The organism is Sphingomonas sp., assembly GCF_036387595.1.
Taxonomy (GTDB): Bacteria; Pseudomonadota; Alphaproteobacteria; order Sphingomonadales; family Sphingomonadaceae; genus Sphingomonas.
Window position 1 is genome coordinate 39037 of record NZ_DASVTL010000085.1, and the last position, 23628, is coordinate 62664.

At 66.8% G+C, this 23628-nt stretch carries 27 protein-coding genes and 1 tRNA gene; 14 read left to right on the forward strand and 14 right to left on the reverse strand.

From position 1 onward, the window contains the following. The first annotated feature begins 66 nt into the window (after positions 1-66). A complete protein-coding gene (locus VF643_RS09265; RefSeq protein WP_331043100.1) occupies positions 67-432 on the forward strand; it encodes a DUF3597 domain-containing protein in 366 nt (121 codons plus the stop codon). 343 nt (positions 433-775) lie between these two features. Here VF643_RS09265 and VF643_RS09270 read toward each other — a convergent pair whose 3' ends face one another. The 4 genes from VF643_RS09270 to VF643_RS09285 all read right to left on the reverse strand — a co-directional run bounded on the left by VF643_RS09270 (position 776) and on the right by VF643_RS09285 (position 4505). Further along, positions 776-1951 (reverse strand): mechanosensitive ion channel family protein, encoded by a 1176-nt coding sequence (locus VF643_RS09270; RefSeq protein WP_331043101.1) that lies wholly within the window; start codon positions 1949-1951, stop codon positions 776-778. Positions 1952-1962: 11 nt separating this feature from the next. Then, on the reverse strand, positions 1963-2949 hold the full coding sequence (locus VF643_RS09275; RefSeq protein WP_331043102.1) for a DNA topoisomerase IB: 987 nt from the start codon (positions 2947-2949) through the stop codon (positions 1963-1965). Positions 2950-3010: 61 nt separating this feature from the next. Further along, positions 3011-4348, reverse strand: coding sequence for a DUF5935 domain-containing protein (locus VF643_RS09280; protein ID WP_331043103.1), 1338 nt, complete (start codon positions 4346-4348; stop codon positions 3011-3013). Next, positions 4341-4505 (reverse strand): hypothetical protein, encoded by a 165-nt coding sequence (locus tag VF643_RS09285; protein WP_331043198.1) that lies wholly within the window; start codon positions 4503-4505, stop codon positions 4341-4343. The genes VF643_RS09280 and VF643_RS09285 overlap by 8 nt, the downstream gene beginning before the upstream one ends. Positions 4506-4641: 136 nt before the next feature. Here VF643_RS09285 and VF643_RS09290 point away from each other — a divergent pair, with 136 nt between their 5' ends. From VF643_RS09290 to VF643_RS09300, 3 genes are all read left to right on the forward strand, one after another. Continuing rightward, positions 4642-5880, forward strand: a complete 1239-nt coding sequence (locus VF643_RS09290; RefSeq protein WP_331043104.1) for a TIGR04063 family PEP-CTERM/XrtA system glycosyltransferase — start codon at positions 4642-4644, stop codon at positions 5878-5880. Further along, positions 5850-6623, forward strand: a complete 774-nt coding sequence (locus VF643_RS09295; protein ID WP_331043105.1) for a hypothetical protein — start codon at positions 5850-5852, stop codon at positions 6621-6623. Before VF643_RS09290 ends, VF643_RS09295 begins: the two co-directional genes overlap by 31 nt. Before the next feature lie 74 nt (positions 6624-6697). Beyond that, a complete protein-coding gene (locus tag VF643_RS09300; protein ID WP_331043106.1) occupies positions 6698-8278 on the forward strand; it encodes an MFS transporter in 1581 nt (526 codons plus the stop codon). Between the two features lie 41 nt (positions 8279-8319). Here the strand turns inward: VF643_RS09300 and VF643_RS09305 are convergent, their stop codons facing one another. Then, a complete protein-coding gene (locus tag VF643_RS09305) occupies positions 8320-8853 on the reverse strand; it encodes a superoxide dismutase family protein (RefSeq protein ID WP_331043107.1) in 534 nt (177 codons plus the stop codon). A 35-nt stretch (positions 8854-8888) separates the two neighbouring features. Next, positions 8889-9419 carry an RNA 2',3'-cyclic phosphodiesterase gene (thpR, locus tag VF643_RS09310; RefSeq protein WP_331043108.1) on the reverse strand — a complete coding sequence of 177 codons (531 nt, stop codon included), beginning with the start codon at positions 9417-9419 and terminating at the stop codon, positions 8889-8891. 134 nt (positions 9420-9553) lie between these two features. Here thpR and VF643_RS09315 point away from each other — a divergent pair, with 134 nt between their 5' ends. The 4 genes from VF643_RS09315 to VF643_RS09330 all read left to right on the forward strand — a co-directional run bounded on the left by VF643_RS09315 (position 9554) and on the right by VF643_RS09330 (position 12203). Further along, complete coding sequence (locus VF643_RS09315) at positions 9554-10285, forward strand: Bax inhibitor-1/YccA family protein (protein ID WP_331043109.1); 732 nt, start codon at positions 9554-9556, stop codon at positions 10283-10285. A gap of 74 nt (positions 10286-10359) precedes the next feature. After that, entirely contained in the window at positions 10360-11148 is a 789-nt protein-coding gene (locus VF643_RS09320) for a transglutaminase family protein (RefSeq protein ID WP_331043110.1), read from the forward strand. Positions 11149-11178: 30 nt separating this feature from the next. Beyond that, entirely contained in the window at positions 11179-11454 is a 276-nt protein-coding gene (locus tag VF643_RS09325) for a hypothetical protein (RefSeq protein ID WP_331043111.1), read from the forward strand. 203 nt (positions 11455-11657) lie between these two features. Continuing rightward, positions 11658-12203 carry a hypothetical protein gene (locus tag VF643_RS09330; protein WP_331043112.1) on the forward strand — a complete coding sequence of 182 codons (546 nt, stop codon included), beginning with the start codon at positions 11658-11660 and terminating at the stop codon, positions 12201-12203. Between the two features lie 5 nt (positions 12204-12208). Here VF643_RS09330 and VF643_RS09335 read toward each other — a convergent pair whose 3' ends face one another. The 3 genes from VF643_RS09335 to VF643_RS09345 all read right to left on the reverse strand — a co-directional run bounded on the left by VF643_RS09335 (position 12209) and on the right by VF643_RS09345 (position 13946). Further along, positions 12209-12940: an extensin family protein gene (locus VF643_RS09335; RefSeq protein ID WP_331043113.1), complete on the reverse strand. Its 732-nt coding sequence runs from the start codon at positions 12938-12940 to the stop codon at positions 12209-12211. After that, on the reverse strand, positions 12940-13692 hold the full coding sequence (locus VF643_RS09340) for an NUDIX hydrolase (RefSeq protein ID WP_331043114.1): 753 nt from the start codon (positions 13690-13692) through the stop codon (positions 12940-12942). Before VF643_RS09340 ends, VF643_RS09335 begins: the two co-directional genes overlap by 1 nt. A 178-nt stretch (positions 13693-13870) precedes the next feature. Then, a tRNA-Ala gene (locus tag VF643_RS09345) sits at positions 13871-13946 on the reverse strand. 203 nt (positions 13947-14149) lie between these two features. Here VF643_RS09345 and VF643_RS09350 point away from each other — a divergent pair. Next, a complete protein-coding gene (locus VF643_RS09350) occupies positions 14150-15139 on the forward strand; it encodes an NADP-dependent oxidoreductase (RefSeq protein ID WP_331043115.1) in 990 nt (329 codons plus the stop codon). A gap of 72 nt (positions 15140-15211) precedes the next feature. On the opposite strand, the gene ypfJ is transcribed toward VF643_RS09350, so the two are convergent. After that, positions 15212-16129, reverse strand: a complete 918-nt coding sequence (ypfJ, locus tag VF643_RS09355) for a KPN_02809 family neutral zinc metallopeptidase (protein ID WP_331043116.1) — start codon at positions 16127-16129, stop codon at positions 15212-15214. Between the two features lie 143 nt (positions 16130-16272). On the opposite strand from ypfJ, the gene VF643_RS09360 reads away from it, so the two are divergent. Then, positions 16273-17058 carry a 3-hydroxybutyrate dehydrogenase gene (locus VF643_RS09360; RefSeq protein ID WP_331043117.1) on the forward strand — a complete coding sequence of 262 codons (786 nt, stop codon included), beginning with the start codon at positions 16273-16275 and terminating at the stop codon, positions 17056-17058. 34 nt (positions 17059-17092) lie between these two features. Here VF643_RS09360 and VF643_RS09365 read toward each other — a convergent pair whose 3' ends face one another. Continuing rightward, positions 17093-17686 (reverse strand): hypothetical protein, encoded by a 594-nt coding sequence (locus VF643_RS09365; RefSeq protein WP_331043118.1) that lies wholly within the window; start codon positions 17684-17686, stop codon positions 17093-17095. 103 nt (positions 17687-17789) lie between these two features. Between VF643_RS09365 and VF643_RS09370 the strand changes: the two genes are divergently transcribed. Both VF643_RS09370 and VF643_RS09375 read left to right on the forward strand, forming a co-directional pair. Next, complete coding sequence (locus VF643_RS09370) at positions 17790-18017, forward strand: AbrB/MazE/SpoVT family DNA-binding domain-containing protein (protein WP_331043119.1); 228 nt, start codon at positions 17790-17792, stop codon at positions 18015-18017. Continuing rightward, a complete protein-coding gene (locus tag VF643_RS09375) occupies positions 18014-18415 on the forward strand; it encodes a type II toxin-antitoxin system death-on-curing family toxin (RefSeq protein WP_331043120.1) in 402 nt (133 codons plus the stop codon). Before VF643_RS09370 ends, VF643_RS09375 begins: the two co-directional genes overlap by 4 nt. A 130-nt stretch (positions 18416-18545) precedes the next feature. Here VF643_RS09375 and VF643_RS09380 read toward each other — a convergent pair whose 3' ends face one another. From VF643_RS09380 to VF643_RS09390, 3 genes are all read right to left on the reverse strand, one after another. Further along, the gene (locus VF643_RS09380; protein ID WP_331043121.1) at positions 18546-18722 is read right to left on the reverse strand and encodes a hypothetical protein; all 177 of its coding nucleotides are present in this window, start codon (positions 18720-18722) and stop codon (positions 18546-18548) included. A gap of 10 nt (positions 18723-18732) precedes the next feature. Then, entirely contained in the window at positions 18733-20328 is a 1596-nt protein-coding gene (locus tag VF643_RS09385; protein WP_331043122.1) for an isocitrate lyase, read from the reverse strand. A gap of 98 nt (positions 20329-20426) precedes the next feature. Further along, the gene (locus VF643_RS09390) at positions 20427-20582 is read right to left on the reverse strand and encodes a hypothetical protein (RefSeq protein ID WP_331043123.1); all 156 of its coding nucleotides are present in this window, start codon (positions 20580-20582) and stop codon (positions 20427-20429) included. Between the two features lie 145 nt (positions 20583-20727). Between VF643_RS09390 and VF643_RS09395 the strand changes: the two genes are divergently transcribed. Both VF643_RS09395 and VF643_RS09400 read left to right on the forward strand, forming a co-directional pair. Then, on the forward strand, positions 20728-22119 hold the full coding sequence (locus VF643_RS09395) for a helix-turn-helix domain-containing protein (RefSeq protein ID WP_331043124.1): 1392 nt from the start codon (positions 20728-20730) through the stop codon (positions 22117-22119). Between the two features lie 58 nt (positions 22120-22177). After that, entirely contained in the window at positions 22178-23620 is a 1443-nt protein-coding gene (locus VF643_RS09400; protein WP_331043125.1) for a class I SAM-dependent methyltransferase, read from the forward strand. The last annotated feature ends 8 nt before the right edge of the window (positions 23621-23628 follow it).

The following is a 23628-nucleotide window of genomic DNA, read 5'->3' on the forward strand; positions in this document are numbered from 1 at the left end:
GGAGGAATGACGGAGGACACCATCTTGCGGGCGGCGCGTTGGGGTGGCTCCATCAAGGAGTGACCCATGAGCATTTTCGGCAAGATCAAGGACGCCATCTTCGGCCACGACGAGGACGAGAAGGTCGCACCGGCACCTGCTCCGGTTGCCAAGCCCACCGCCGCGCCGGTCCAGGCCGCGCCGGCACCCGCGCCCAAGAAGCAGATCGACCCCGAGGCGGCCCTGGAGAAGATCGCCGCGTCCAAGGGTAATCCCGATCTCAATTGGCGCACGTCCATCGTCGACCTGATGAAGCTGATCGGCATGGACCCCAGCCTGGCGAACCGCCAGCAGCTGGCGACCGAACTCGGATATACCGGTGAGAAGAACGGATCGGCCGAGATGAACATCTGGCTGCACGAAAAGGTGATGGCCAAGATCCGCAACGGCTGAGCTTCCAGCATGCCCCTTCCCCTTTTATGGGGAAGGGCAATGGCATAAGTCCGCTGACGGTTCGCAGCATTGCGAAAGAAGACTTGTTCGCGCGGAGGCGCGGAGGCGCGGAGGCGCAGAGGTGTTTCGCTTCGCGGGAGCGTTACGACGTCGCAATGCCGATCAGATCGGTAGCAGCGTTGCTGCACAGCACGTCTGCCCCTGAGCGAAACACCTCCGCGTCCTCCGCGTCCCCCGCGCGAACAGATCTTCTTCTCGCTGCGCGGGTCTCGTCTTCAGTCTGTGCAGGATATTGAACTGATTGCACTTCTCCGACGAGGGAGTGGTATCCCGGTCTTCAACGTCAGGCGTGGTCGCCGGTCGTCGGGGGAGACGGCATGTCCGCCCAAGGCATCACCAGCGATCCATCGGGTGCGGCGGTGAAATTGACCTGCGTCGGGTAGGCGATGTCGATCCTTTCGGCGTTGAAGCGCTGGAGGATGGCGATGCCCACCGCGGTGCGGCCGTCGTAGAAGCTGGCGTAATCGGCGCCGTCGCTGTCGAACTGCACCTCGAAATCCAGGCTCGACGCGCCGAAGCCGGTGAAACCGGCGCGGATGAAGATTCTCCCGCTCTGTTCGACGACTTCCTTGAGCATGTCCGGGATGCGCGTACAGACGTCGGCCGGAGTCTGATAGGTCACGCCGATGACGAATTTGGCGCGGCGGTGGTTGCGTTGGGTGTTGTTGAGGATTTCCTTGTCAAGCAGGTTTTTATTGGAGATTATCCGCTCCTCGCCGTCGATGCCGCGGATGCGGGTGGACTTCAGCCCGATCGCCTCGACCTGCCCCGATGCGGTATCGTAGCTGATCTGGTCGCCGCGGCGGAACGGGCGATCGAAGATGATCGCGAGAGCGGCAAAGAGATCGGCGAAAATCCCTTGCGCCGCCAGGCCGATCGCGATGCCGCCCACGCCGAGGCCGGCGACCAGCCCGGTGACGTTCACCCCGAGATTGCTGAGTACCACGACCAGGGCGATCGCGAACAGTGCGAAGGTGACGAGCAGGCGGATCAGCCCCATCGCCGAGAGCAGCGCTTCGCCCGAATAATGTTCGGAAGACGTGCGGTGCTCGATCGCGCCGAGGACGATCTCGCGCGCCCAGACCGCCGCCTGGAACACCGCCGCCACGGTGAAGAGGAAGCCGATCGTCGAGGCGACCTGGGCCGGGGCACCGGCATAGCCCGCGACCAATTTGGCGGCGAGCATGACGATGAAAAAATTGCCGGTCTTCAGCACCGCGCGGCCGAGGACGGTCGCCCAGCCGGTCTGCGCGTCGTCGCTGTTCCTGCACAGCCGCGCGCCCAGCCGGCGCAGGCCGTGGAGCGCCACGACGATGACCGTGCCGATCGCGAAGGCGACGAGGATCTGCAGCCAGTGTAGGCGCAGCCAGTCGAGACTGGCGGTGACGATCCCCGTGGTCTGCACCTGCAGATCGGTGGCGTCGAAGATCGGCGGCTTGGCCGCGGCGGAATTGGACATAAGCGTAACCTTCAGGCGTGCGCGCTTTCGAGAAACGCGATCAGTCCGCGCTCGGCACGGCTGAGATGGCGCGAGGCGCGGGGCAGGCGAAGTGCGGCGCGAAACGCCGACTGGCCCTTTTTGATAAGTTCGATGAGCGTAGGGTGAACATAGGATTTGCGCGCGATGGCGGGCGTGTTGCCCAGCTTGCGGGTGACGGGTTCGAGCAGCGATTTCAGGCTGAGGTCGGCTTGCGCCGACGCCAGCGCCTCGAATGCGGTGACGCTGGCCGCCCAGGTGCGGAAATGCTTGGCGGTGAAGTCGCCGCCGGTGGCGTCCTTGATATAGGCGTTGACGTCCGAAGAGGTGACCGGATGTGCTTCGCCGGCGTCGTCGAGCCAGGCGAACAGATGCTGGTCGTCGAGATCCTGGCAGGCGCGGACGAAGCGGGCGAGGCTCTTGTCGGTCAGCGTCTTGGTGCACAGCTTGCCCGATTTGGCCTTGAACTGGAGCTTGAGGGTGTTGCCCTTCACGACCGCGTGGTCCTCGCGCAGCGTCGTGGCGCCGAAGCTCTCGTTGCCCTTTGCATAGGCTTCGTTGCCGACGCGGATGTGGCCGATGTCGAGCAGGCGGACGACCGCAGCGACCGCGCGATCCTTGCCCAGCGTGCGGCCGGCAAGATCGGCCTCGACCCGCTTGCGAAGGCGGGGGAGCGCGTGGCCGAATTCGGCGCAGCGTTCGTATTTGGCGGTCTCCTGCGCCTCGCGGAAGGCGGCGTGGTAGCGATATTGCTTACGGCCCTTCTCGTCCCAACCCACCGCCTGGATGTGGCCGTTCGGGTTCGGGCTGAACCACGCGTCGGTGTAGGCAGGCGGGAGGCCGATGGCGTTCAGCCGGTCGATCTCGTCGCGATCGGTGATGCGTTCGCCCGAGACATCGAAATACGCCCAGTGGCCGCGCAGCTTGCGGCGGGTGATTCCGGGCTTCTGGTCGTCGCAATAAACGATGCGGGCAGGCATCGGCGCTCCTTCTTCGGCAACGCCTTCCAATGCGCAGGCCGGGCGGATCGTTCCGGAGGCGTTATGCCGGCGCAAGGCGGCGGTCGAAGGGCAGGCGCACGGTCGCCTCGATGCGCTTGCGTGCCAGATAGCTGTCGAGGCCGATCTGCGCGCCAAGCAGCATGTAGACGAACGGCTGGAAGGCGATGCCGACGAACGCCGCGCCGAGCAGGTAGATCAGGTGACCGTCCTGAAGCGCGCCCGCCAACGGCCCGGCCCATGCCTGATCGCCATCGGGCGCTCGGTAGCGGCGGCGCAGTATTTCCATACGGACTAGGCCGATCGCGTTGATGAGCAGCCAAAGCGCGAGACCGGGATAACCCTGTTCGCCGAGCATCTCGAAAGAGGCGCTGTGATAGGCGCGTGCCTGGTCCACCGCCTGCACAGGCGCGGTCGCGGCACCGTCGACGGGTTTCAGGTCGTAGCGGATGCGGTTGCCGCGATACGCCTCGAACCCCCCGCCGAAGGGGTGGCGCTTCACATAGTCGATCGTCCACCGCCACACCGCGAGGCGGGTCGAGGCGGATTCGTCGGCCTGATAGGTCTGGATCGTGTTCATCCGCTGGGTGAAGGCCGACGGCAGGAACGGCACCGCGGCCAGCGCCAGGGCGGCGAGCGCCCCCAGATACAGCGCCTTGCGCTTGACGGTACGCAGCCAGAGCAGCGCGAGCAGCGCGATGCACAGCAGCCCGGTACGCGCCGACGTGCCCACCGGGATCAACAGGCAGGCGAAGATCAGGGCGAGGCCGAAACCCTTCACCCGCCAGTCGGGGCGGAAGATCGTACCGTATTTCATCAGCCACAAGATCGCCGGGATGATCGCGATGGCGACCGTCGATATGGTCGAGCCTTCGTAGAGGCCGGAATTGTTGTCGATCATGAGGTTCAGTTCGCCGTAGCCGCCGCCGCTGACCGCGGTCTTGATTCCGCCGACGATGATGATCGTCGCCGCCGAAAGGATCATGAACAGCAGCAGCGCTTCGATCCGGAGACGGGTGCGCAGGGTCAGCGGCAGGAAGGCGGCAAAGGCGAGCGCCTTCCAAACCCAATCCCATTTCTCGGCTGCTTCCACCGGGAAGTCGGCGGTCTGCGTCGTCAGATAGCAATAGCCGAGCAGGATCAGGATCAGCGCCTGGCGCGGCGTGAAGCGGCTGTCGCGCTTGTCGTCGCAGACCATCCAGGCGCCGACCGCCAGCGCCACCGCGATCAGCGAGATCGGCACGGCATTGAGCAGGACATAGGTCAGCCGCTGCGGCGAGACGATGTCGATATAGACATAGGCCAGCACGAGCAGGAACGGCCGCCGGAATCCGCACGCGAAGAACGCGGCGAGAAAACCGACGAAGACGAGGTCATGCACGAGGGCCGGCCTTGCGCTTGATAACGGCTGGACGCGGCTCGGCATCGAGGTCCGGCCGCCTGAGCAGCAGCCAGCAGGCGAGCAGCATAAGGCCGTGGGTGATGGCGATCGCCAGATTGTCGATCATCGTACCCGCGTCCCTGCTGCGATCCATCATCAAGACCCGCCCCGGGTTCGTCCGGGTCATAGTCCTTCGACTTCGTTCAGGGCGAACGGCGGATCAGCCGTGGTCCGGTGTAGCGCCAGGGCGGTTGACGCGGCGTTAAGCCGCGCGTGGCAAGCCTGGCGGCACGATGCGCATCCTCCACGTCCTCGACCACGGCTTGCCGCTGCAGAGCGGCTATACCTTCCGCACCCGCGCGATCCTGAAGGCACAGATCGCGCGCGGGTGGCAGGTGGCGGCGGTCACTGGTCCGCGTCACGGCCGTTCGGTCGCGTCGGAGGAAGTGATCGACGGTCTGACCTTTCATCGCACGACCGGCGGCCTGCCTGGCGGAATGTCTGGCGAGGTGAGGGGGATGGCCGCGTTCGCGCGGCGGATCGCGCAGGCGGCGGACGCCTTTCGCCCCGATGTGATCCATGCGCATTCGCCGGTGCTGGATGCTCTGGCGGCATGGCCGGTCGCGCGGTGGCGCAAGGTGCCGCTGGTGTACGAAATCCGCGCCTTCTGGGAGGATGCAGCGGTCGGCAACGGCACCGGCCGCGAAGGATCGTCGCGCTATCGCGCTACGCGGCGGGCGGAGACATTCATGGCCCACCGGGCCGACGCGGTCGCGGTGATCTGCGAAGGGCTGCGCGGTGACCTGATCGCGCGTGGTATTGAGGCGGACAAGGTGATGGTGTCGCCCAATGGCGTCGATCTGACGCTGTTCGGTACCCCCGCCGCGTGCGATCCGGCGCTGGCCGCGTCGCTCGATCTGGATGGCGCGGACGTCGTCGGCTTCATCGGCAGCTTCTACGATTACGAAGGGCTGGACGATCTGATCGCGGCGATGCCGGCGCTGGTGGCGCGGCGGGCCAGGGCGCGGCTGGTGCTGGTCGGCGGAGGTCCGATGGAGTCGGCGTTGCGGGCGCAGGCTGCGGCTTCGCCGGTGGCCGATGCGATCCGGTTCGTCGGGCGCGTGCCGCATGATGAAGTCGAGCGCTATTACGCGCTGATCGACGTCCTGGCCTATCCCCGCAAGGCGATGCGGCTGACCGAACTGGTCACGCCGCTCAAGCCGCTGGAGGCGATGGCGCAGGGCAAACTGGTCGCCGCGTCCAACGTCGGCGGCCACCGCGAGCTGATTCGCGACGGGGACACCGGCACCTTGTTCCGCCCCGACGATCCGTTGGGGATCGCGGATGCGCTGGCGGACATGTTCGAGAATCGCTCCGGCTGGGAGGCGCGGCGGGTGCGCGCGCGGGCTTTCGTCGAGGCCGAGCGTAACTGGTCGTCAAACATTGCGCGTTATGAACCCGTTTACCAAGGTCTGATGATGGCCGCTCGCAGGGATGGTACATGGTCGCGTTCCGCAAATTTCCGTCGGTGAGATTTCCCCGCATTCCGGCGATGGTCGCGCCGCTGGGCGCGTTGGTCGTCGGGGGTGTGGTGAGCGCCGGCTTTGCGCTGATGCCCGGCGCCATGCTGGAGGATTGGGTATGGCGCAGCGGCATTCCCGCGCTGATCGCCGCCGCCGCACCGCCGCTGGGCACCACCGCGCGTGCCGTCCTGGCGCTGGGCGGGGGAATGCTGAGCGCGTCGGTGACGTGGTCGGTTCTTTATCTCCTTTTCGGTTCAGACGGCCTGCTGGCACCCAAGACGCGGGCCAATGCGGTGCCGGTCGTGCGCCGTGCCGACGCGCACCCCGACGCGCCGCCGCGCAGACCGATGACCGCCGCCGATCTGGGCACGCCGCTGATGGACATTCCTGCCGCGCCGCCAGCCCCTCGTCCACCAGCCCCGCCGCCGCCGATCGAGCGTGCGGTGCCGGTCGATCTTGACCAGCCGCTGTCGGCCTTCGACCCGGCCGCGATCCCTGACGTGCCGCTTCCTGCGCCGGTGAGGCTGGCGCCGCTGGCACGCACCGCACTCGCACCGGGCGAGCGGATCGACGCCTATGTGCTGACCCCGCGGCCGCCGGTATCGCCTCCCCCGGTGATCCGGCGGGCTTGCGCGCCGGCGCCGCCTTCGCAGAGCGCGTCCCGGCGCGTAGCGCCTTCCGGCGGGGCGCCGTCGATCGACGCCTTGCTGCAGCGGCTCGAAGCGCGGCTGGGCGGCGTGCCTGCACGCTGATCGCCCGCCGGGTTTAGGTCTTCGCCGCGGCGGTATCGTCTGATACGTCCCTCCGGACGACGGAGAGGGTGAGCATGGCGAGCAGAATCGAGGATGAGGCCGAAGCGCCGGGCGTGCCGCAGCATGCGTCGCGCTATGCGTGGTACGTGCTGTCGATCCTTTTTCTCGTCTACATCCTGAACTTCGTCGATCGGCAGATCATCTCGATCCTGGCCGAGGACATCAAGCGCGACCTGAACCTGCAGGACGAGGATCTGGGGTTTCTCTACGGCACTGCGTTCGGAGTGTTCTATTCGCTGTTCGGCATTCCGCTGGGCCGGCTGGCGGACAGCTGGCACCGGGTGCGGCTGATGACGATCGGGCTGGCGCTGTGGTCCACCATGACCGCGCTGTCGGGATTTTCGCGCACCGGCGGGCATCTGGCGGCGGCGCGGATCGGGGTGGGCATCGGCGAGGCGACCGCGAGTCCGTCCGCTTATTCGCTGATCTCCGACTGGTTTCCCAAACGGCTGCGCGCGACCGCGCTGTCGATCTATTCGGCCGGGCTGTACGTCGGCGGCGGGTGTTCGCTTTTCATCGGCGGGCTGATCGTCCAGCGGTGGAACGCGGCCTATCCGGGCGGCGGGCCGCTGGGGCTGATGGGCTGGCAGGCGGCGTTCCTGGCGGTCGGCATCCCCGGCATTCTGGTGGCCTTGTGGATCGCGACCCTGCGCGAGCCGGTGCGCGGCGCGGTGGAGGGCCTGCCCGAGCCCCAGCGCCATCCGGCGCCGTTCCGGGCGTTCCTCGACGAACTGGTGACGATCCTGCCGCCGCTTACCCTTTACGGCGCCTGGCGCGGGGGTGGCGGGCGCGCGCTGGCGGCGAACCTTTTGGGGCTGGGCGTCGTCGTCGCGGTGGTCGCGACGCTGATCGCGCTGGGCGAACCCAAACCGCAGTGGTTCGCGATCGGCATCGGCGTGTATGCGGTCTTTTCCTGGGCCTGCGCGCTAAAGCGGCGCGACCCGGCGACGTTCGCGCTGATCGTCGGAACGCCGGCTTTCCTCTTCACCGTCGTCGCTTATGGGATGAATGCCTTCCTGGCGTATGCCGCGAGCTTCTGGGCCGCTCCCTATGCGTTGCGCGTATTGGGGGAGACGCATGCTTCGGCCGGGTTCACGATCGGCAGCCTGGGGGCGCTGTCGGGCTTCCTGGGAGTGACGCTGGGCGGTGTCGCCGCGGATCGGCTGCGCCGGCGCAATCCGGCGGGGCGGCTGTGGGTGGTTCTGTTCGGCGCGGCGATGCAGGCGCCGTTTCTGGCAATGGCGTTCACCGCATCCTCGACGGCGCTGTTCTATCCGGGCATCTTCCTTGCCCAATTGTGTGGCAGTACCGCGCTGGGCGCGGCGGCGGCGACGACGCAGGACATGGTGCTGCCGCGCATGAGGGGTGCCGCGACCGCGACCTTCTTCATCGGCACGACGCTGCTCGGCCTGGCGATGGGGCCGTATCTGGCGGGGCGGGTGTCCACGCTGTCGGGGAGCCTGTCGACGGGCATGCTGTCGCTGCTGCTGACCGTGCCGCTGACGGTGGCCTGCGCGATCGCCGCCATCCGCCTCGTCCCCGCCGCGGAGGCTACGCGCGAGGCGCGTGCCCGGGCGGTTGGGGAGGCCATCTGACTCGCCTATTCCTCCCCATTCCGGGGAGGAATAGGATGAGCTCACCCCGCGGCGAATACGCCGCAGGCGATGCGGCCGCCGCTGTTGCCCGATGGATCGGTCATCAGGTCGTCGGCCCCGGCATGAACGACCATCGCGGCACCGTCTGCGTCGAGCAGCCCGTCCATCGTCGCACCGGGGATGGTCACGGCCACCGTGCCGCGGCCGTCCGTACCGAGGATCAGATTAGGCAGGTCGCCGACGTGCGGCCCCTGCGGGTTCATCGTGCCATGCTTGGCCGCGGCCGGGTTCCAGTGCGGCCCGGCGCTGGTGAAGGCGGGCGCGTCGCAGGCGCCGGTGGTGTGGACGTGGATGCCGTGGGTGCCCGCGGGCAGGGCCATGACGTCGGCGGTGAAGCGGATGCCGCCCGCCACTTCGGTCGCGGTGGCGCGACCCGCGTCGGCGCCGTCGGCAGTGCGCAGCGCCGCCGCCGCGGTGCGGCCGCCCGTCACCCCGGTCCCGGTTTCCATCGTCTTCGCGCAGCCTGTCAGCGCGAAAGCGGCCAGTGCGGCGGTCGTGATCGTGCGCATCATCATGTCTCCCTCGTTCGCCATGGCGAACCCGTGGCGGCTCAGCCGGTTCCGAGCGGCCAACGCGCGAGTGCATCGTAGCTTGCCCCGCCATGGCCGAGAATGCTTTGATAGAGGATCAGATGCGGCAGGGCGAACCGCTCGCTTGCGAGTCCTGCATGGTCGGCCAGCCAGCGCGCGATCGCAGGGTCGCTCCCCGCGCTCCGGGCGAAACGTGCCAGCGTGATGTGCGGCAGATACGCGCGGCGTTCGGGCGGCAGGCCGGCGCGCACGCAGGCGTGGTCGACCTTCCGGTGCAGGGCTGCCAGGGCCTCGTGCGGTGTTACCGCGGCCCAAAGCGTGTCCTTGAACCGGCCCACGCCTGCCAACGCCACCTCTGGCACCGGCGCCCGCACCGGATCGAGCGCGGCAGCGACATCCTCCGCCTGGGTTCGTTCGACGTCGCCGATGAAGCGCAAGGTGAGGTGCAGCTGTTCGTCATCCTGCCAGCGCACCGCCGCGATGCCCTCCATCGCGTCGGCCAGGAGATCGCGGATTTGCAAGGGTGGTTGCAGGGCGACGAACAGGCGCATGACGGATCCTTCATACAATCTTCACATGATGGCGCCGAAGACGCGGCTCCGGCTTTCGGTTCCGCTTGAAACTTGGGCACGATGCGCCGATATTCCCGTTATCCGGCGCGTGATAGCCGGGCAAAGGAGCAAACATGGCTAACTGGTCTGACCCCCGGCCCAATGTCGCGCCGTTCGGCACGGCGGATGCCGGTACGCGCACCGCCGCGTATGACGCGGGTCTTCGATCCTACATGCTGTCGGTCTATAATTACATGAGCTCGGGCGTGCTGCTGACGGGTATCGTCGCACTGCTGTTCGCCCAGTCCGGCCTGGCGGCGCAGGTGCTGAGCACGCCGCTGCGCTATGTTATCATGCTGGCGCCGCTGGCGTTCGTGATGGTGCTCAGCTTCGGCATCAACCGTCTGTCCACCGCCGCGACGCAAGGCCTGTATTGGGCGTTCGCGGTCGTCATGGGGCTGTCGCTGTCGTCGATTTTCCTGGTTTACACCGGCACGTCGATCGCGACGACCTTCTTTGCGACCGCCGCTGCCTTCGCCGGACTGAGCCTCTACGGCTATACGACGAAGCGCGATCTGTCGGCATTCGGCACGTTCCTCATCATGGGCGTGATCGGGCTGCTGGTGGCAAGCGTTATCAACATGTTCGTTCAGTCGTCGGGCTTGCAGCTGGTCATCAGCTTCGTCGGCGTGCTGCTGTTCGCAGGGCTGACCGCGTATGACACGCAGAAGATCAAGTCGATCTACGCCCAAGTGGCGGGGACGGATATGATGGGCAAGTCGGTGGTGATGGGGGCGCTGTCGCTCTACCTCGACTTCATCAACATGTTCACCTTCCTGCTGCAGTTCATGGGCGACCGTCGCTGATACAGGCATGACTGACGAAATCGGGAGGCCCGGCGGAGCGATCCGCCGGGCCTCTTGCTATCCGGGGGGAAGCGATGCGGCTGAGGATCGAAGTCGATCTGAACTATACGCTGGAGCGCGCGGCCGACGTGCTGCTTCAGGTCGAGGTGGCGGCGCTGCCCGATCAGCGGATCGTGTCCGAAGCGCTGACCCTGTGGTCCGACGTGCCCGTCCGCGCGGTTGCGGGGGAGGATGGCGTCGGCCAGCGCTGCTGGGTCCATACCGAGGGACGGATGTGCGCGTCCTACCGGGGAATTGTGGACGTGTCGCGCGAGCCGGTGACGCTGGCGGACTATGCCGCCACGCCGGTGCGGATGCACGACGGTGCGCTGGTGCCCTATCTCCTGGCAAGCCGCTATTGCCAGGCCGACCGCTTCGTCGGCTTCGTCGAGCGGGACTTCGCGGGCCTGACGGGTGGGGCGCTCGCGTCGGCCCTCGTCGATTGGGTGCAGAACGCGCTGCGCTATCGCCCGAACGTCAGTGACGGGTCGACGACCGCGCTCGACACCTTTGCCACGCGTTCGGGCGTGTGCCGCGATTACGCGCATCTGCTCGTCGCCCTGGCGCGCGCCGGTGGCATTCCGGCGCGCTGCGTCTCGGCCTATGCACCCGGCGTCGAACCACCCGATTTCCACGCCGTCGCCGAACTGTGGCTCGAAGGTGCGTGGCGGTTGGTCGATGCGACCGGCATGGCCTCGTGCAGCGACCTGGCGCGGGTGTGCGTGGGGCGCGACGCGACCGACATCGCGTTCATGACGATCTTCGGCGAGGCGCAGCTGGTCTCGCAGTCGGTCCGTGTGGTGCAGGAACGCGCGCCGGACTGAATCGTTGTGCAACCGTAATAGGAGACGATCATGACCGATATCGACGAACGCGCGCTCGACAGCCTGTCGGTGGCGCCGGGCGACGACACGCCCGAGGACTCGCGCCAGCAGGCGGGGCAGGACAAGTCGATCGCCAAGCGGTTGGAGAAGAATCCCGACAGTCCCGACGCCAAGCTCGACAACGGTCTGGACGAGTCGATGGATGCCAGCGACACCCCGTCTTCGACCCAGCCGGGGAGCAGTGGCGACCCTGCGCCCTCTTCAGGCTTCGATGCGGATGCAGAGGCCCGGTTGCAGCGGAATTGACTTCCTTATGCCCATAGTTGCGCGAAATCCTCACCCCGGCGGCCGTTCGTGCCGCCGGAACTCCATTCGTCGCATCCGATGTTGCGGCGCAGCAGTTTTCATGGTCGCTTCGATTCACGGCGGAACGACGGTGCGGAAGGGCGGCGTTAACCATCCCTGATGTACAGCGTTCCCAGGCTTTCACACGCGGGCGGGGTGATGCGATGGGATCGAAGATGAAACCGGCAGAGGGCGCGATGACCTTGGCCGAGATGAAGGAATTCGCGGGGTTTCCGTCGGCCACTCAGCGTTACATCCGGCGATCGCTCGACATCGGCCTCGATCGCGACGACGCGATGACGCTCTGGTCGCGTGACATCGTCGAGGCGGCGAGCATCCGGGCGCAGGCCAATCTGTACCGCATCCTGCCCGAATTGCGCGAGATCGTCCCCGACGACAGCGGACTGGATGCGATCGAACCCTTCCTGGCGCCGCTGGTGACGCTGGTCGCCTTCGATCTGGGGCAGGGGCGGCTGACGACCTTTTCCGCCTTCCGCTTCCTCTACGAACGACTCATCGGTGCCGAGGTCCGGCCCTGGCTGCCGAGCGCCTTCTGCGCCGCCGCCGCGCTGCCGCATCTGCATCCCGAACTGCGGCGCAAGCTGCTTCAGTCGATCAGCGAAGCCGCCGCGACCGCATCGGGTTGGTCGAACCGGCAGCCTGCCTTCTTCCCCTATTGGGTCGAGAAGGTGGACGTCGCCGCCGCCTGATCCGCCTATCGGCAGGCGCGCCAGCGCATGACGCCGCGGTTCGCCTGATCCAGGTGAAGATGGTCGGCATGCGCGGCATTGTAATCGGGCGACAGCGTGGTCGCGAAGAGCTTGCACGCGCCGTCCCGAACCTCGCGCAGGAAAGCCGCCTTGGCGCCGCTTCCCTGCCAATCGCGTGCGACGGTGATGCGCGTGCCGTCCGCAAGCCGGAACCCGGCGACGTCGATCGCATCGGCGGTGGCATGCTGGCTCCAGGTGCTGGCGTCGCGCCCGGCGATGCGGCGGCAATTGTAACTGCCGAAATGGTCGAGCGCGGTGACGCGACGGCCCAGATGGCGCTGAGCGGCGGGCTGAACGACCTCCCATTCCCACATCGCCAGCGCGGCAGCGACGGGGCACGCCATCCCTACAGTCGCGGGCTGTAGCGCGATGCTGCGCGCGCCGCCCGATGCGAAGCGGATCGCATCGTCATAGCCGCATTGCGCGCTGTCGCGGCGTGATGGGAGGGCCGTGTAGCGAATGCCCGCGCGTTTCAACAGAGCGCGGCAGGCTTTGGCATCGTCGCCAAGACTCGCGAGCTTGCCCGCGGTGAACATCCCCGCAGGCTGGCTCAGGTCGAGCGGCGTCCACGGCAGATCCTGCGGACGGCCCCGCAATCCCGACCACAGCAGCAGCAGGAGCGTCGCGACGATGCCGGTCCCGGTAATCCAGACGAGCGTGCGGCGCAACGCGCGCATCAACCGCGCGCTGCCGAGGTGAGTGGCTCCTCGGTCACCGGATAGCCGGCGTCCTGCGGGATGCAGAGGTGATCCACGCCGCCGCGCTGCTCGATCCAGGGCGTGATCGGGACAATCGGATGCGTCTGTGCATCGGCCACGGCCGAATCGAAGTCGGCGAACCGTGCTAGCCGTTCGAGGTTGCGCCGGGTGGGAAAGATGATCGTCGCTCGCCCCGCGTCGGCATCAGCCAGAACCTGCGCAGCCGTGCTCCAGCGCAGGCGGACATTCTCGGTCGCATCGACGGTGGCGGGGGCGGCACCGGCGGGAAGCCGCGCCAGGTAGAACATCGTATCGAAGATGCGGGCGTGGGCATGCGCGGGCAGCCAGCGGGCGAAGGGCACGAGTGCGGTGAGATCGAGCGTCGTTTCCGTCGTGGCGAGCAGGGTTGCGAAGGACGTGCCCGCGTGCAGTTCGGCGCGGATCGTCGTGACGGTCTGCGGCGTGGGGGCGGGGACGACGCCCACCGCTATACCCGCTTCCTCGATCGTCTCGCGGATCGCAGCGATGCGGGCCGCCGCGTCAGCGTGAGCGTCGGCGGGGGCAAGGATGGTCGCCAGTGCGTGGTCGCCGGGGTCGATTCGGCCGCCAGGAAAGACGAGCGCCCCCGCCGCGAACGCCATCGCCTTGGCGCGTTCGACCATGAGCAGTTCCGGGGGGGCTGACCCGATGTCGCGGAAAAGGACGAGGGTGGCGGCGGGGATAGCGGACATGGGTGTGGTCTAGCGATTGCGGAGGGCGGGGCTAGGGGTGGGATTGCTCCGCGGCAAAGCCGCCCTTCGACTGCCTGAAGGCAGGCGCTCAGGACAGGCTCGTCGCACGGGGCTTGCCCCGCCAGCCGGGGCTTGGCGGTCTGCCGCTGGCCTGCCAGCGCGTCTGGCGCCAGCGCGGTGGTGGAGCCGAAGGGAATCGAACCCTTGACCTCTGCAGTGCGATTGCAGCGCTCTCCCATCTGAGCTACGGCCCCGCGCCCGCACGACCGGCGCCGAGAATTTCGCCATTAGCCCGTGATAATCGCTGACGCAACCGCCGCCGCGCGACATTTGCGGGCTTGCGCGCGAGTTGGGGAGCCAGCGAACGTGAGGGCACTGCACGCGGCGGCGTTGCACTTGCCAGCCACCCGCCAAGAGCATACCGGATATTCCGAACAAGCAATAACGGGAGCAGGATATGGCACGCGCATGGACGCTGGCGGCACGGCCGCACGGAACGCCCAAACATACCGATTTCGCGATGATCGAATTGGCCAATGCCCCGCTCGGCGCGGGCGAGGTGCGTGTCGCCAACCGCTGGCTATCGGTCGATCCTTACATGCGCGGGCGGATGAACGACGTGAAGAGCTACGTGCCGCCATTCGCGATCGGCGAAGCGATGCAGGGCGGCGCGATCGGTGAGGTGATCGAGAGCAATGCCCCCGGCTTCGCGCCCGGCGACATGGTCCAGCACATGATGGGCTGGCGCGACGAGGCCGTCGTGCCCGGTGAGGCCCTGCAGAAGCTGCCGGCGCTCGGCGTCGACCCGCAGGCCTTCCTGGGGCAGTTCGGCATGCCGGGGATGACCGGGTATTTCGGGCTGCTGGCGGTCGCCGAAGCCAAGGAGGGCGACACGGTATTCGTGTCCGCGGCTGCGGGTGCGGTCGGGTCGACCGTCGTCCAGGTCGCCAAGGCCAAGGGGATGACCGTCATCGGATCGGCGGGCGGGCCCGAGAAATGCGCGTGGGTGAAGTCGCTCGGCGCCGACGGCGTGATCGACTATAAAAGCGGCACGCCGGTGGTGAAGGCCCTGGCACAGGCCGCGCCGAAAGGCATCGACGTCTATTTCGACAATGTCGGCGGCGAGCATCTCGATGCTGCGCTAGCCCATGCGCGTCCGCGTGCTCGCTTTGCGATCTGCGGGATGATCGACGTCTATAACGACGGCAAAGCCACCGAATTGCGTCACCTGGCGCGGTTGATCGGCAACCGTGTGCAGGTCCGCGGCTTCATCGTCAGCGACTACATGGCCCGCGCCGAGGAATTCTATCGCGATATGGGCGGCTGGCTCGCGGCGGGCAAGCTGCAGCGCGAAGAGACGGTGCACGAGGGGCTTGAGGCGATGCCCGATGCGTTTCTGGGCCTGTTCACCGGCGGCAATACGGGCAAGATGCTGGTTCGGGTTTAGCTTCAAGCCGTCCTAACCCTTCCGCCGCTGCGCGGCTCCCTCCCTCTCCCAAAGGGAGAGGGAGCCAAGCGCTCAGACCGCGCCTGAAAAGGTGTCGCACTGTGCGGGATCGCCGCTGTCGAGGCCGCGCTTCAGCCAGGTCATGCGCTGCGCCGCGCTGCCGTGGGTGAAGCTGTCGGGCACGACGCGGCCCTGACCCTTGCGCTGCAAAGTGTCGTCGCCGATCGCCTGTGCGGCGGTCATCCCCTCTTCGATGTCGCCCGGATCAAGCCGCGCGCGGTTCGCCGCCGCCCAGACACCGGCGTAGCAATCGGCCTGGAGTTCGAGACGAACGGAGGCGGCGTTGCCTTCGCTTTCGCTGCCCGATCGCTGAATCTGCGACACCTGGCTGGAGGTGCCGAGCAGATTCTGGACATGGTGGCCGAATTCGTGCGCGATCACGTAATTCTGCGCGAAATCGCCCTTCGCACCGAATTTTGTGGCGAGCTCGTCGAAGAAGTTGGTGTCGATGTACACGCCCTGGTCGGTGGGGCAGTAGAACGGCCCCATGGCGCTTTGCGCCGCGCCGCAGCCCGAACGGCCGCCCTGTTCGCCGAAGAACACCAACTTGGGCGCCTGAAATTGCTGCCCCTGTCGCGCGAAGATCGCTTCCCAGGCGTTTTCGGCCGAACTGAATGCGTTGCATGCGGCGCGGCTGTTGGCATTGAGGGTGCAACTCGACTGCACGTCCGAGCCGGCGGTGCGCTCGCCGCTCTGCACGGCCGGCGCTTGCCCGCCGCTGCCGCCGAGCATCCCGCCCAAGCCGCCCAGTCCACCGCCGAACACCGCCATCAGGATGAGCACGACGACGATCCCGCCGCACCCGAACTTGCTGCCGATCAGCGGCAGCAGCCCGAAGAGCAGTCCGCCGCCCCCGCCACCGAATCCGCCGCCGCCGGACCCGCGCTGGTCCTCGACGTTGATGTTGGGATCGAAATCGTCGAGCCGCATGGGCAGGGTTCCCCGTTCAGACGTGTAGTGGTTACGTTGGCGTGATGAATGCGCGAAGCGGGGTTCGGGTTGCAACTGTTGATCGCGCGCCGCGAGAAGGCCAAGACCGACCTGCCCAGAATCGGGCGGATACGGAGTAAGCGATGTTCCTCAAAGGCAAGACGGCGATCGTCACGGGATCGACCTCCGGCATCGGCCTGGCCTATGCCAAGGCCTTTGCGGCGGAAGGCGCGGCGGTGGTGCTGAACGGATTCGGCGACGCCGACGCGATCGAGCGCGAGCGGGCTGCCCTGGCGAAGGTGAGCGGCGCTGCCGCGCTGTACGATCCCGCCGACATGACCAAGCCCGACGAGATCGCGGTGCTGGTGGCGCGCGCTGTAGCGGACACGGGGGGCTGCGACATCGTCGTCAGCAACGCCGGCATCCAGCATGTGGCACCGATCGAGGATTTCCCGATCGACACGTTCGACGCGATCATCGCGATCAACATGGTCTCCGCCTGGCATCTGATGCGCGCCGCGGTGCCGCACATGAAGGCCAAGGGCTGGGGGCGGATCATCACCACCGCCTCCGCCCACAGCCTGGTCGCGAGCCCGAACAAATCGGCCTATGTGATGGCCAAGCACGGTGTCGCGGGCCTGACGAAGACCGCGGCGCTGGAGACCGCGGTGCACGGGATCACCGTCAACTGCATCTCGCCGGGCTATGTCTGGACGCCGTTGGTCGAAAATCAGATCCCGGACACGATGAAGGCGCGCGGGCTGACGCGCGAGCAGGTGGTGAACGACGTGCTGCTGGCCGCCCAGCCTACCAAGGCGTTCGTGACACCCGAGCAGGTGGCGGCGCTGGCGCTGTTCCTCTGCCGCGAGGAGGCCAAGTCCATCACCGGCGCGAACCTGCCGGTGGACGGAGGGTGGACCGCGGCCTGAGGAGATCGGGGTTCCCCGGTGCCGGCGCCGGACGTCATCGTGCAGGTCCGTGCGGGCTGGCAGGTGCGAGTGCGGCAAGCGTGGGGAGGTGGTCGCGCCCCGGCTTGTCGATGATCGTGACCCGGGCCGCATTTGCCGCGCCGATCGCCTGAAGATAGGAGCGCGGCCGCTTCATCAGCTTGGGCCGATCGACCTCGGCCAGCCCGGCCAGCCGCGCGGCTTCCCTTACGAAATGAACGCAATTGTGCGCGTTTAGGCGATAGCGGCCATCCTCTCCCGAAGCACTCCAGCGGGAGATGAGGGTCAGGATGTCCACATAGCGTGCGTCGGGCAGCTCGACCGAGAATTGTGCGGTGCTGCTCGCCATGTAAGCGGGCGTCACCCCCTCGACCTTGCCCGCAACCGGACCTAGCAGGATCGCAGGCGAGATGGATTTGGCGGTGAAGCCATAGCTGGCATCGACCGGCTCACCTCCCGCATCGGGCACCCCGCGCAAGGTGAAGAAGGCGTGCGGAAAGCTGTTGCCTAACTCGTGGCTCCAGAACGTGATCGTAACCGCCGCCTGCGCCGGGAGTGCCGTAGCCAACCAGAAAGCGAAGATCGCGAGCAGGCGTAGCGCTATCGTCATCGGGGTTATCCGTTGTTATACGGTAGCTTAGCACTCGTGGTGCGTGCTGTCATCTCTCGACGCCTGCTCTTGACGCGCGAAGCGAGGATGTTATAACGAAAGTATGAACGTCGAACTCAATCTGTTGAAAATTGGTAATTCGGTCGGTGTCATCCTACCCAAAGATGTGTTGACCAAGCTGCGGGTGACACTGGGTGATCGCCTGTTCCTGTCGGAGCAGCCCGACGGCTTTGCAATGCGCGCCCATGATCCGGCGTTCGTCGAAGCCATGACTGCGGCCGAGCAGATCATGCGTGACGATCGGGACATCCTGGCAGTCCTTGCTAAATGAACCTGATCTCGGTGCCGCGCTTCATGAGCGCGGACATGGCGGTTGCGGTGCATGATCGTCAGCTTGCCGAGCATGGCGGTTTGAAAGATGTGAAGGATTTCGGCCTGTTGGAGTCGGCGATGGCGCGACCGATCAACAACCACTCCTATGGAGAGGAAGACCTGTGTGCCCTGGCGGCGGCTTACGCCTTCGGTATCGTGCGCAATCATCCGTTCGCCGACGGGAACAATCGGACCGCGTGGGTCACGGCGCGTGTGTTCCTGCACCTCAACGGCGTTGGGCTGGCCTTTGACAGGGCGGACGCCATCCGCACGGTTCTTGCGCTTGCGGCCGGGGAACTGCCCGAGGACGCGGTGGCGGCGTGGTTCCGTAAACATGCGGTCGCCGCGCCCGTCTGAAACGTCCTGAACTATGTACCGCGATCCGCTTCGATATTCCCCGCACAGGAAATACCCGCCGGCGGCGAACCGCCGGCGGGTATCCTTCCTCCCCAGGAACTGGTGATTGGCTTACGGCGGGTCGGCGGTCTCAGCCGAGCCGGCCGAGCCGATGATAGAGGTTGCTGAACTTCGCCGAGCGTGGATCGTCGGCGATCGTCTTGACGTAATCGCCGACTGCTTCCTTCATGAGATCGAAGTCCTCGGTCGAGAAGACCGCGCGGCTGCGCGGGCGTTCGGACGGCGCTTTGGTTTCGGGTTCGCTCATCCTCTGATCCTCACGCCGCGAACTGGTTCATGGTGTTATGCGCGCCGCCGGCCTTCAGCGCCGCTTCGCCCGCGAAATACTCCTTGTGGTCGTCGCCGATGTCGGAGCCGGACATGTTCTGGTGCTTGACGCAGGCAATACCTTCGCGAAGCTCCTTGCGCTGCACGTCGCGGACGTAGCCGAGCATCCCCGCCGCGCCGAAATATTCGCGCGCCAGATTGTCGGTCGAAAGCGCCGCGGTGTGATAGGTCGGCAGCGTGATGAGGTGGTGGAAGATGCCGGCGCGTGCGGCCGAATCCTTCTGGAACGTCCGGATGCGCTCGTCCGCCTCGTCGGCCAGCGGGGTGCCGTCGTAATCGACCGACATCAGCCGCGCGCGGTCGTAAGCCGAAACGTCCTTGCCCGCCTCGGCCCAGGCATCGAATACCTGCTGGCGGAAGTTGAGGGTCCAGTTGAAGCTGGGCGAATTGTTATAGACCAGCTTGGCGTTCGGCACGGCCTCCCGGATGCGATCGACCATCGACGCGATCTGCTCGATATGCGGCTTTTCGGTCTCGATCCAAAGCAGGTCGGCGCCATTCTGCAACGAGGCGATACAATCCATGACGCAGCGGTCGGCGCCGGTGCCCTCGCGAAACTGGAACAGGTTCGACGGCAGACGCTTCGGCCGCATCAGCCTGCCGTCGCGGTTCAGGATCACGTCGCCGTTGCGCGCAGTCGACGGGTCGATCTCCTCGCAGTCGAGATAGCTGTTATACTGGTCGCCGAGATCGCCGGGCGCCTTGCTGACCGCGATCTGCTTGGTGAGTCCGGCGCCGAGCGAGTCGGTGCGGGTGACGATGATGCCGTCTTCCACGCCGAGTTCGAGGAAGGCGTAGCGGCACGCGCGGACCTTCGCCAGAAAGTCCTCGTGCGGCACGGTGACCTTGCCGTCCTGGTGACCGCATTGCTTCTCGTCGCTGACCTGGTTCTCGATCTGGAGCGCGCAGGCGCCCGCCTCGATCATCTTCTTGGCGAGCAGATACGTCGCCTCGGCATTGCCGAAGCCGGCGTCGATGTCGGCGATGATCGGCACCACATGGGTCTGGTGGTTGTCGACCGCCTGCAACAGGCGCTGCGCCTCCAGCGCGTTGCCGCTGTCGCGCGCGTGATCGAGGTCGCGGAACATCATGCCCAGTTCGCGCGCATCGGCCTGGCGCAGGAAGGTGTAGAGTTCCTCGATCAGGGCGGGCACGCTCGTCTTCTCGTGCATCGATTGATCGGGCAGCGGCCCGAAATCGCTGCGAAGTGCGGCGACCATCCAGCCGGAGAGATAGAGATAGCGCCGCTCGGTCGAGCCGAAGTGCTTCTTGATGCTTATCATCTTCTGCTGGCCGATGAAGCCATGCCAACAACCCAGCGACTGTGTGTAGTTCGCGGGGTCGGCATCATAGGCCGCCATGTCGCGGCGCATGATCGCGGCGGTGTAGCGCGCGATGTCCAACCCGGTCTGGAAACGGTTCTGCAGCCGCATGCGGGCCACCGCCTCGGGGTCGATGCCGTCCCAGGTGCCGTTCTGGCGGCCGACGAGCTGGCGGATGCTCGCGCTGTGGTCTTGATAGCTCATGATGTCCCCGGTCCGTGTGTTGCGGGGTTACGGTGAACGACCGCCGGTGCGTTCGCGCACCGGCAGGCATCCTTCCTCCCCAGGAAAGCGGTCTCGCGTCAGCCCAGTCGGCCGAGGCGATGATACAGGTTCGAGAATTTCGCCGAGCGTGACTCCTCGGCGATCTTGCGGACATATTCCCCGACGGCTTCTTTCAGGAGACCGAAATCCTCGGTCGAGAAGACGGCACGGCTGCGTTGCGGTTCGGTCTGCATGGCGACAATCCCTCATTGGTGACGACGGTGTGATAAGGCGCAAAATGTCGGGTGTTCACCTGAAATCGACCGAATTTCGTGTCGCCAAGTGCATGAGGCAGGTATATCGCCGGTCAAGATGTAAACATGTGACAGAAGGGCTGCGATGCGCGAGAAGCTGTTGGCGGGGCATGCCGTTCGCCGGGTTCGCCGCCGCGCGGGTCTGACCCAGGCGGCGATGGCGGAGATGCTGGGGATCTCGCCCAGCTACCTCAATCTCATCGAGCGCAACCAGCGGCCGGTATCGGCGACGCTGCTGATGCGGCTGGCCGAGACGTTCGACTTCGACCCGCGCCTGCTCGCCGCGGCAGAGCCGGGTGGCGGTGCGGACGCGATCCGGCGGCGGCTGGCCGATCCGATGTTCGCCGATCTGGAGATTGATCGGAGCGAGCTCGCCGAATGGCTGGCGGCAGCGCCGGGCGGCGCGGAAGCGTTCGCGCGCGCCTTCGACGCCAGCCGATCGGGGGGGCGGGCTGGCTTCGCGCAGGCTGCCGTGGACGATCCGATGGCGCAGGCGCGCGAGGCGATCGCGCGGTGGCGCAACCATTTTCCCGATCTGGATGGCGCGGCGGAGACGCTGGCCGACGAACTGCGGCTGGGGTCCGGCGATCTCTATGGCGCGATCGCCGAGCGGCTGCGGGTGAAATACGCGCTGGCGATCCGCATCCTGCCGGTGGACGTGATGCCCGACATGCTGCGCCGCGTCGATCTTCACGCGCGGCAGTTGCAATTGTCGGAACTGCTCGACCCGGCCAGCCGGACGTTCGCGGCGGCGTTCGAACTGGCGCAGATCGAGGCACGTGCGGAAATAGAGGCACTGGCCAAGGGCGCCGAACTTGCCGACCGTGCCGCCGAGCGCCTGTTTAGGCGGCACCTGGCGGGCTATTTCGCCGCGGCGGTGATGATGCCCTACGCGCGGTTCCTGCGAGCGTGCGAGGCGACGGGGTATGACGTCGAACTGCTCCAGCGGCGCTTCGGCGCGGGTTTCGAACAGGTCGCCCACCGGCTGACGACATTGCAGCGGGTCGGTGCGCGTGGCCTGCCGTTCTTCATGCTGCGGGTCGACCGGGCGGGGGTGGCATCCAAACGCTATGCAGGGGCCAGCGGCGCGGCGCTGGTCGACGCCGACGAGCGTTGCCCGCTGTGGCGGCTGACCCACGCATTCGACCGGCCGGGCGAACTGGCGGTGCAATTGGTCGAGCTGGAAGACGGCACACGCGCGCTGACGATGGCGCGCACGGTGACGCCGCAGGGGCGAAGCATCGGCGGGGTCGCGGCGCAATTCTCGGTCGGCATGGGCGTGGCGGCGGAACTGGCGGGTGCCTTGGCAGCGGCGCGGAGCATCGACCTGGCCGGCGCCGCCACTCCGATCGGGCTGGGGTGCCGCGCATGCTTTCGCGCCGATTGCCCCCAACGATCCGCGCCGCCGAGAGGCCGGGCGCTGACGATCAACGAGCGCGAGCGCAGGGTGTCTGCATTGACCTTTGCGGGCGACTAGATTTGTACGAGAGCCGCGGCATGGTCAGGAAGACCGGCGGCATTGGCAACGGGGATAGATGATGGCCGAAACGGACTGGAGCGGAGGCTATGTTCTGGACGTCGCCTACGTCCACAATTTCCTGGCCGGTCTGGCACCGCTGAATCTGGCACTCGCGGGGTTGCTTTGCGGCGTGCGGCCGCCGGACGTCGATGCGCCTTTCAGCTATCTCGACCTGGGTTGCGGCAACGGCTTCACGCCCGCGTTGCTTGCGGCGGCGAACCCGCACGCCGATGTCTGGGGCGCTGATTTCAACCCGGACCACATCCGCAATGCCCGCGCGACCGCCCAGGGAGCGGGCATCGACAACGCCACCTTCGTCGAGGCGAGCTTTGCGGACCTGCTGGCTGCGAATCTCCCCGCACTCGATTTCGTCGCGATTCACGGCATCTGGTCCTGGGTCAGCGGCGAGAACCGTCAGCGGATCGTCGATCTGCTGTCGACGTGCGTGAAGCCGGGCGGGCTGGTCGTTCTCAGCTACAATTGCCATCCGGGCTGGGACGCGTTGCTGCCGTTGCGCCGGCTGCGGCTGAGCGCGGCGGCTGAGGGTGGATCTCCCGTCGAGCGTGTCGAGCGCGCGCTGGCCAAGGCGCGGCGGCTGCATCAGGCCGGTGCCGATTACTTCGGCAACAACGCGGCTGCTTCCACCGCGCTGGACCGGCTGGAAAAGGAGGATCGTGCGTATCTGGCGCATGAATATCTGAACGAGCATTGGACGCTGTCCCATCCTGGCGACGTTTCCTCGGCCGTTGCGCCAGCAGGGCTGACCTATGTCGGACAGGCACGGATCATCGACAATTTCGATGAATTCTGGCTGCGGGCCGAGGAACGCGCGCTGCTGGACGAAGAGGTCGATCTTGCCTCGGCGCAGGCGCTGCGCGATCTGATGCTGGACCGCCGTTTTCGCCGCGACGTTTTCGTTCGCGGCGGAGTGACGGCGGGCGAGGACGACGCGGCGGCTTGGTTCGCGAACCGCCGCTTCGCGCTCGCCAAGCCGCGCGACGCATGTTCGCTGACGCTGGAAACGCGGGCAGGTGCGTTCATGCCGACACCCGATCTGTGCGCCGCGATCCTCGATGCCCTCGTGCAAGGTGCAGCGACCGGGGCGGCCTTGGCCCGCCTGCCGACGCTGTGCGCAACACAGCCGCGGGAAGTGCACGCCGCGCTGGCGGTGCTGGCGGCGATGGGACACATCCAGCCTGCGCTTGCGGAAATCGGTGAGGGCGAGCGGCGCATGGCGACGGGCCGCTTCAACACCGCGGCGCTCGCATCGGCCAGAATGGGCGAACCAGCGCCCGCGCTGGCGTCCCCGGTGACGGGGTCAGGGGTGGCGGTGTCGGCCGCCGATCAGATCCTGCTCGATGCGGCGCGCTTCGGGGTGACGTTCGACGTAGGATCGGACGACGGCACGATCGTGGCCGACCAAACCCTTGGCGCGCTGGCGATGCTCGGTATCGACTGAGCGGCCGG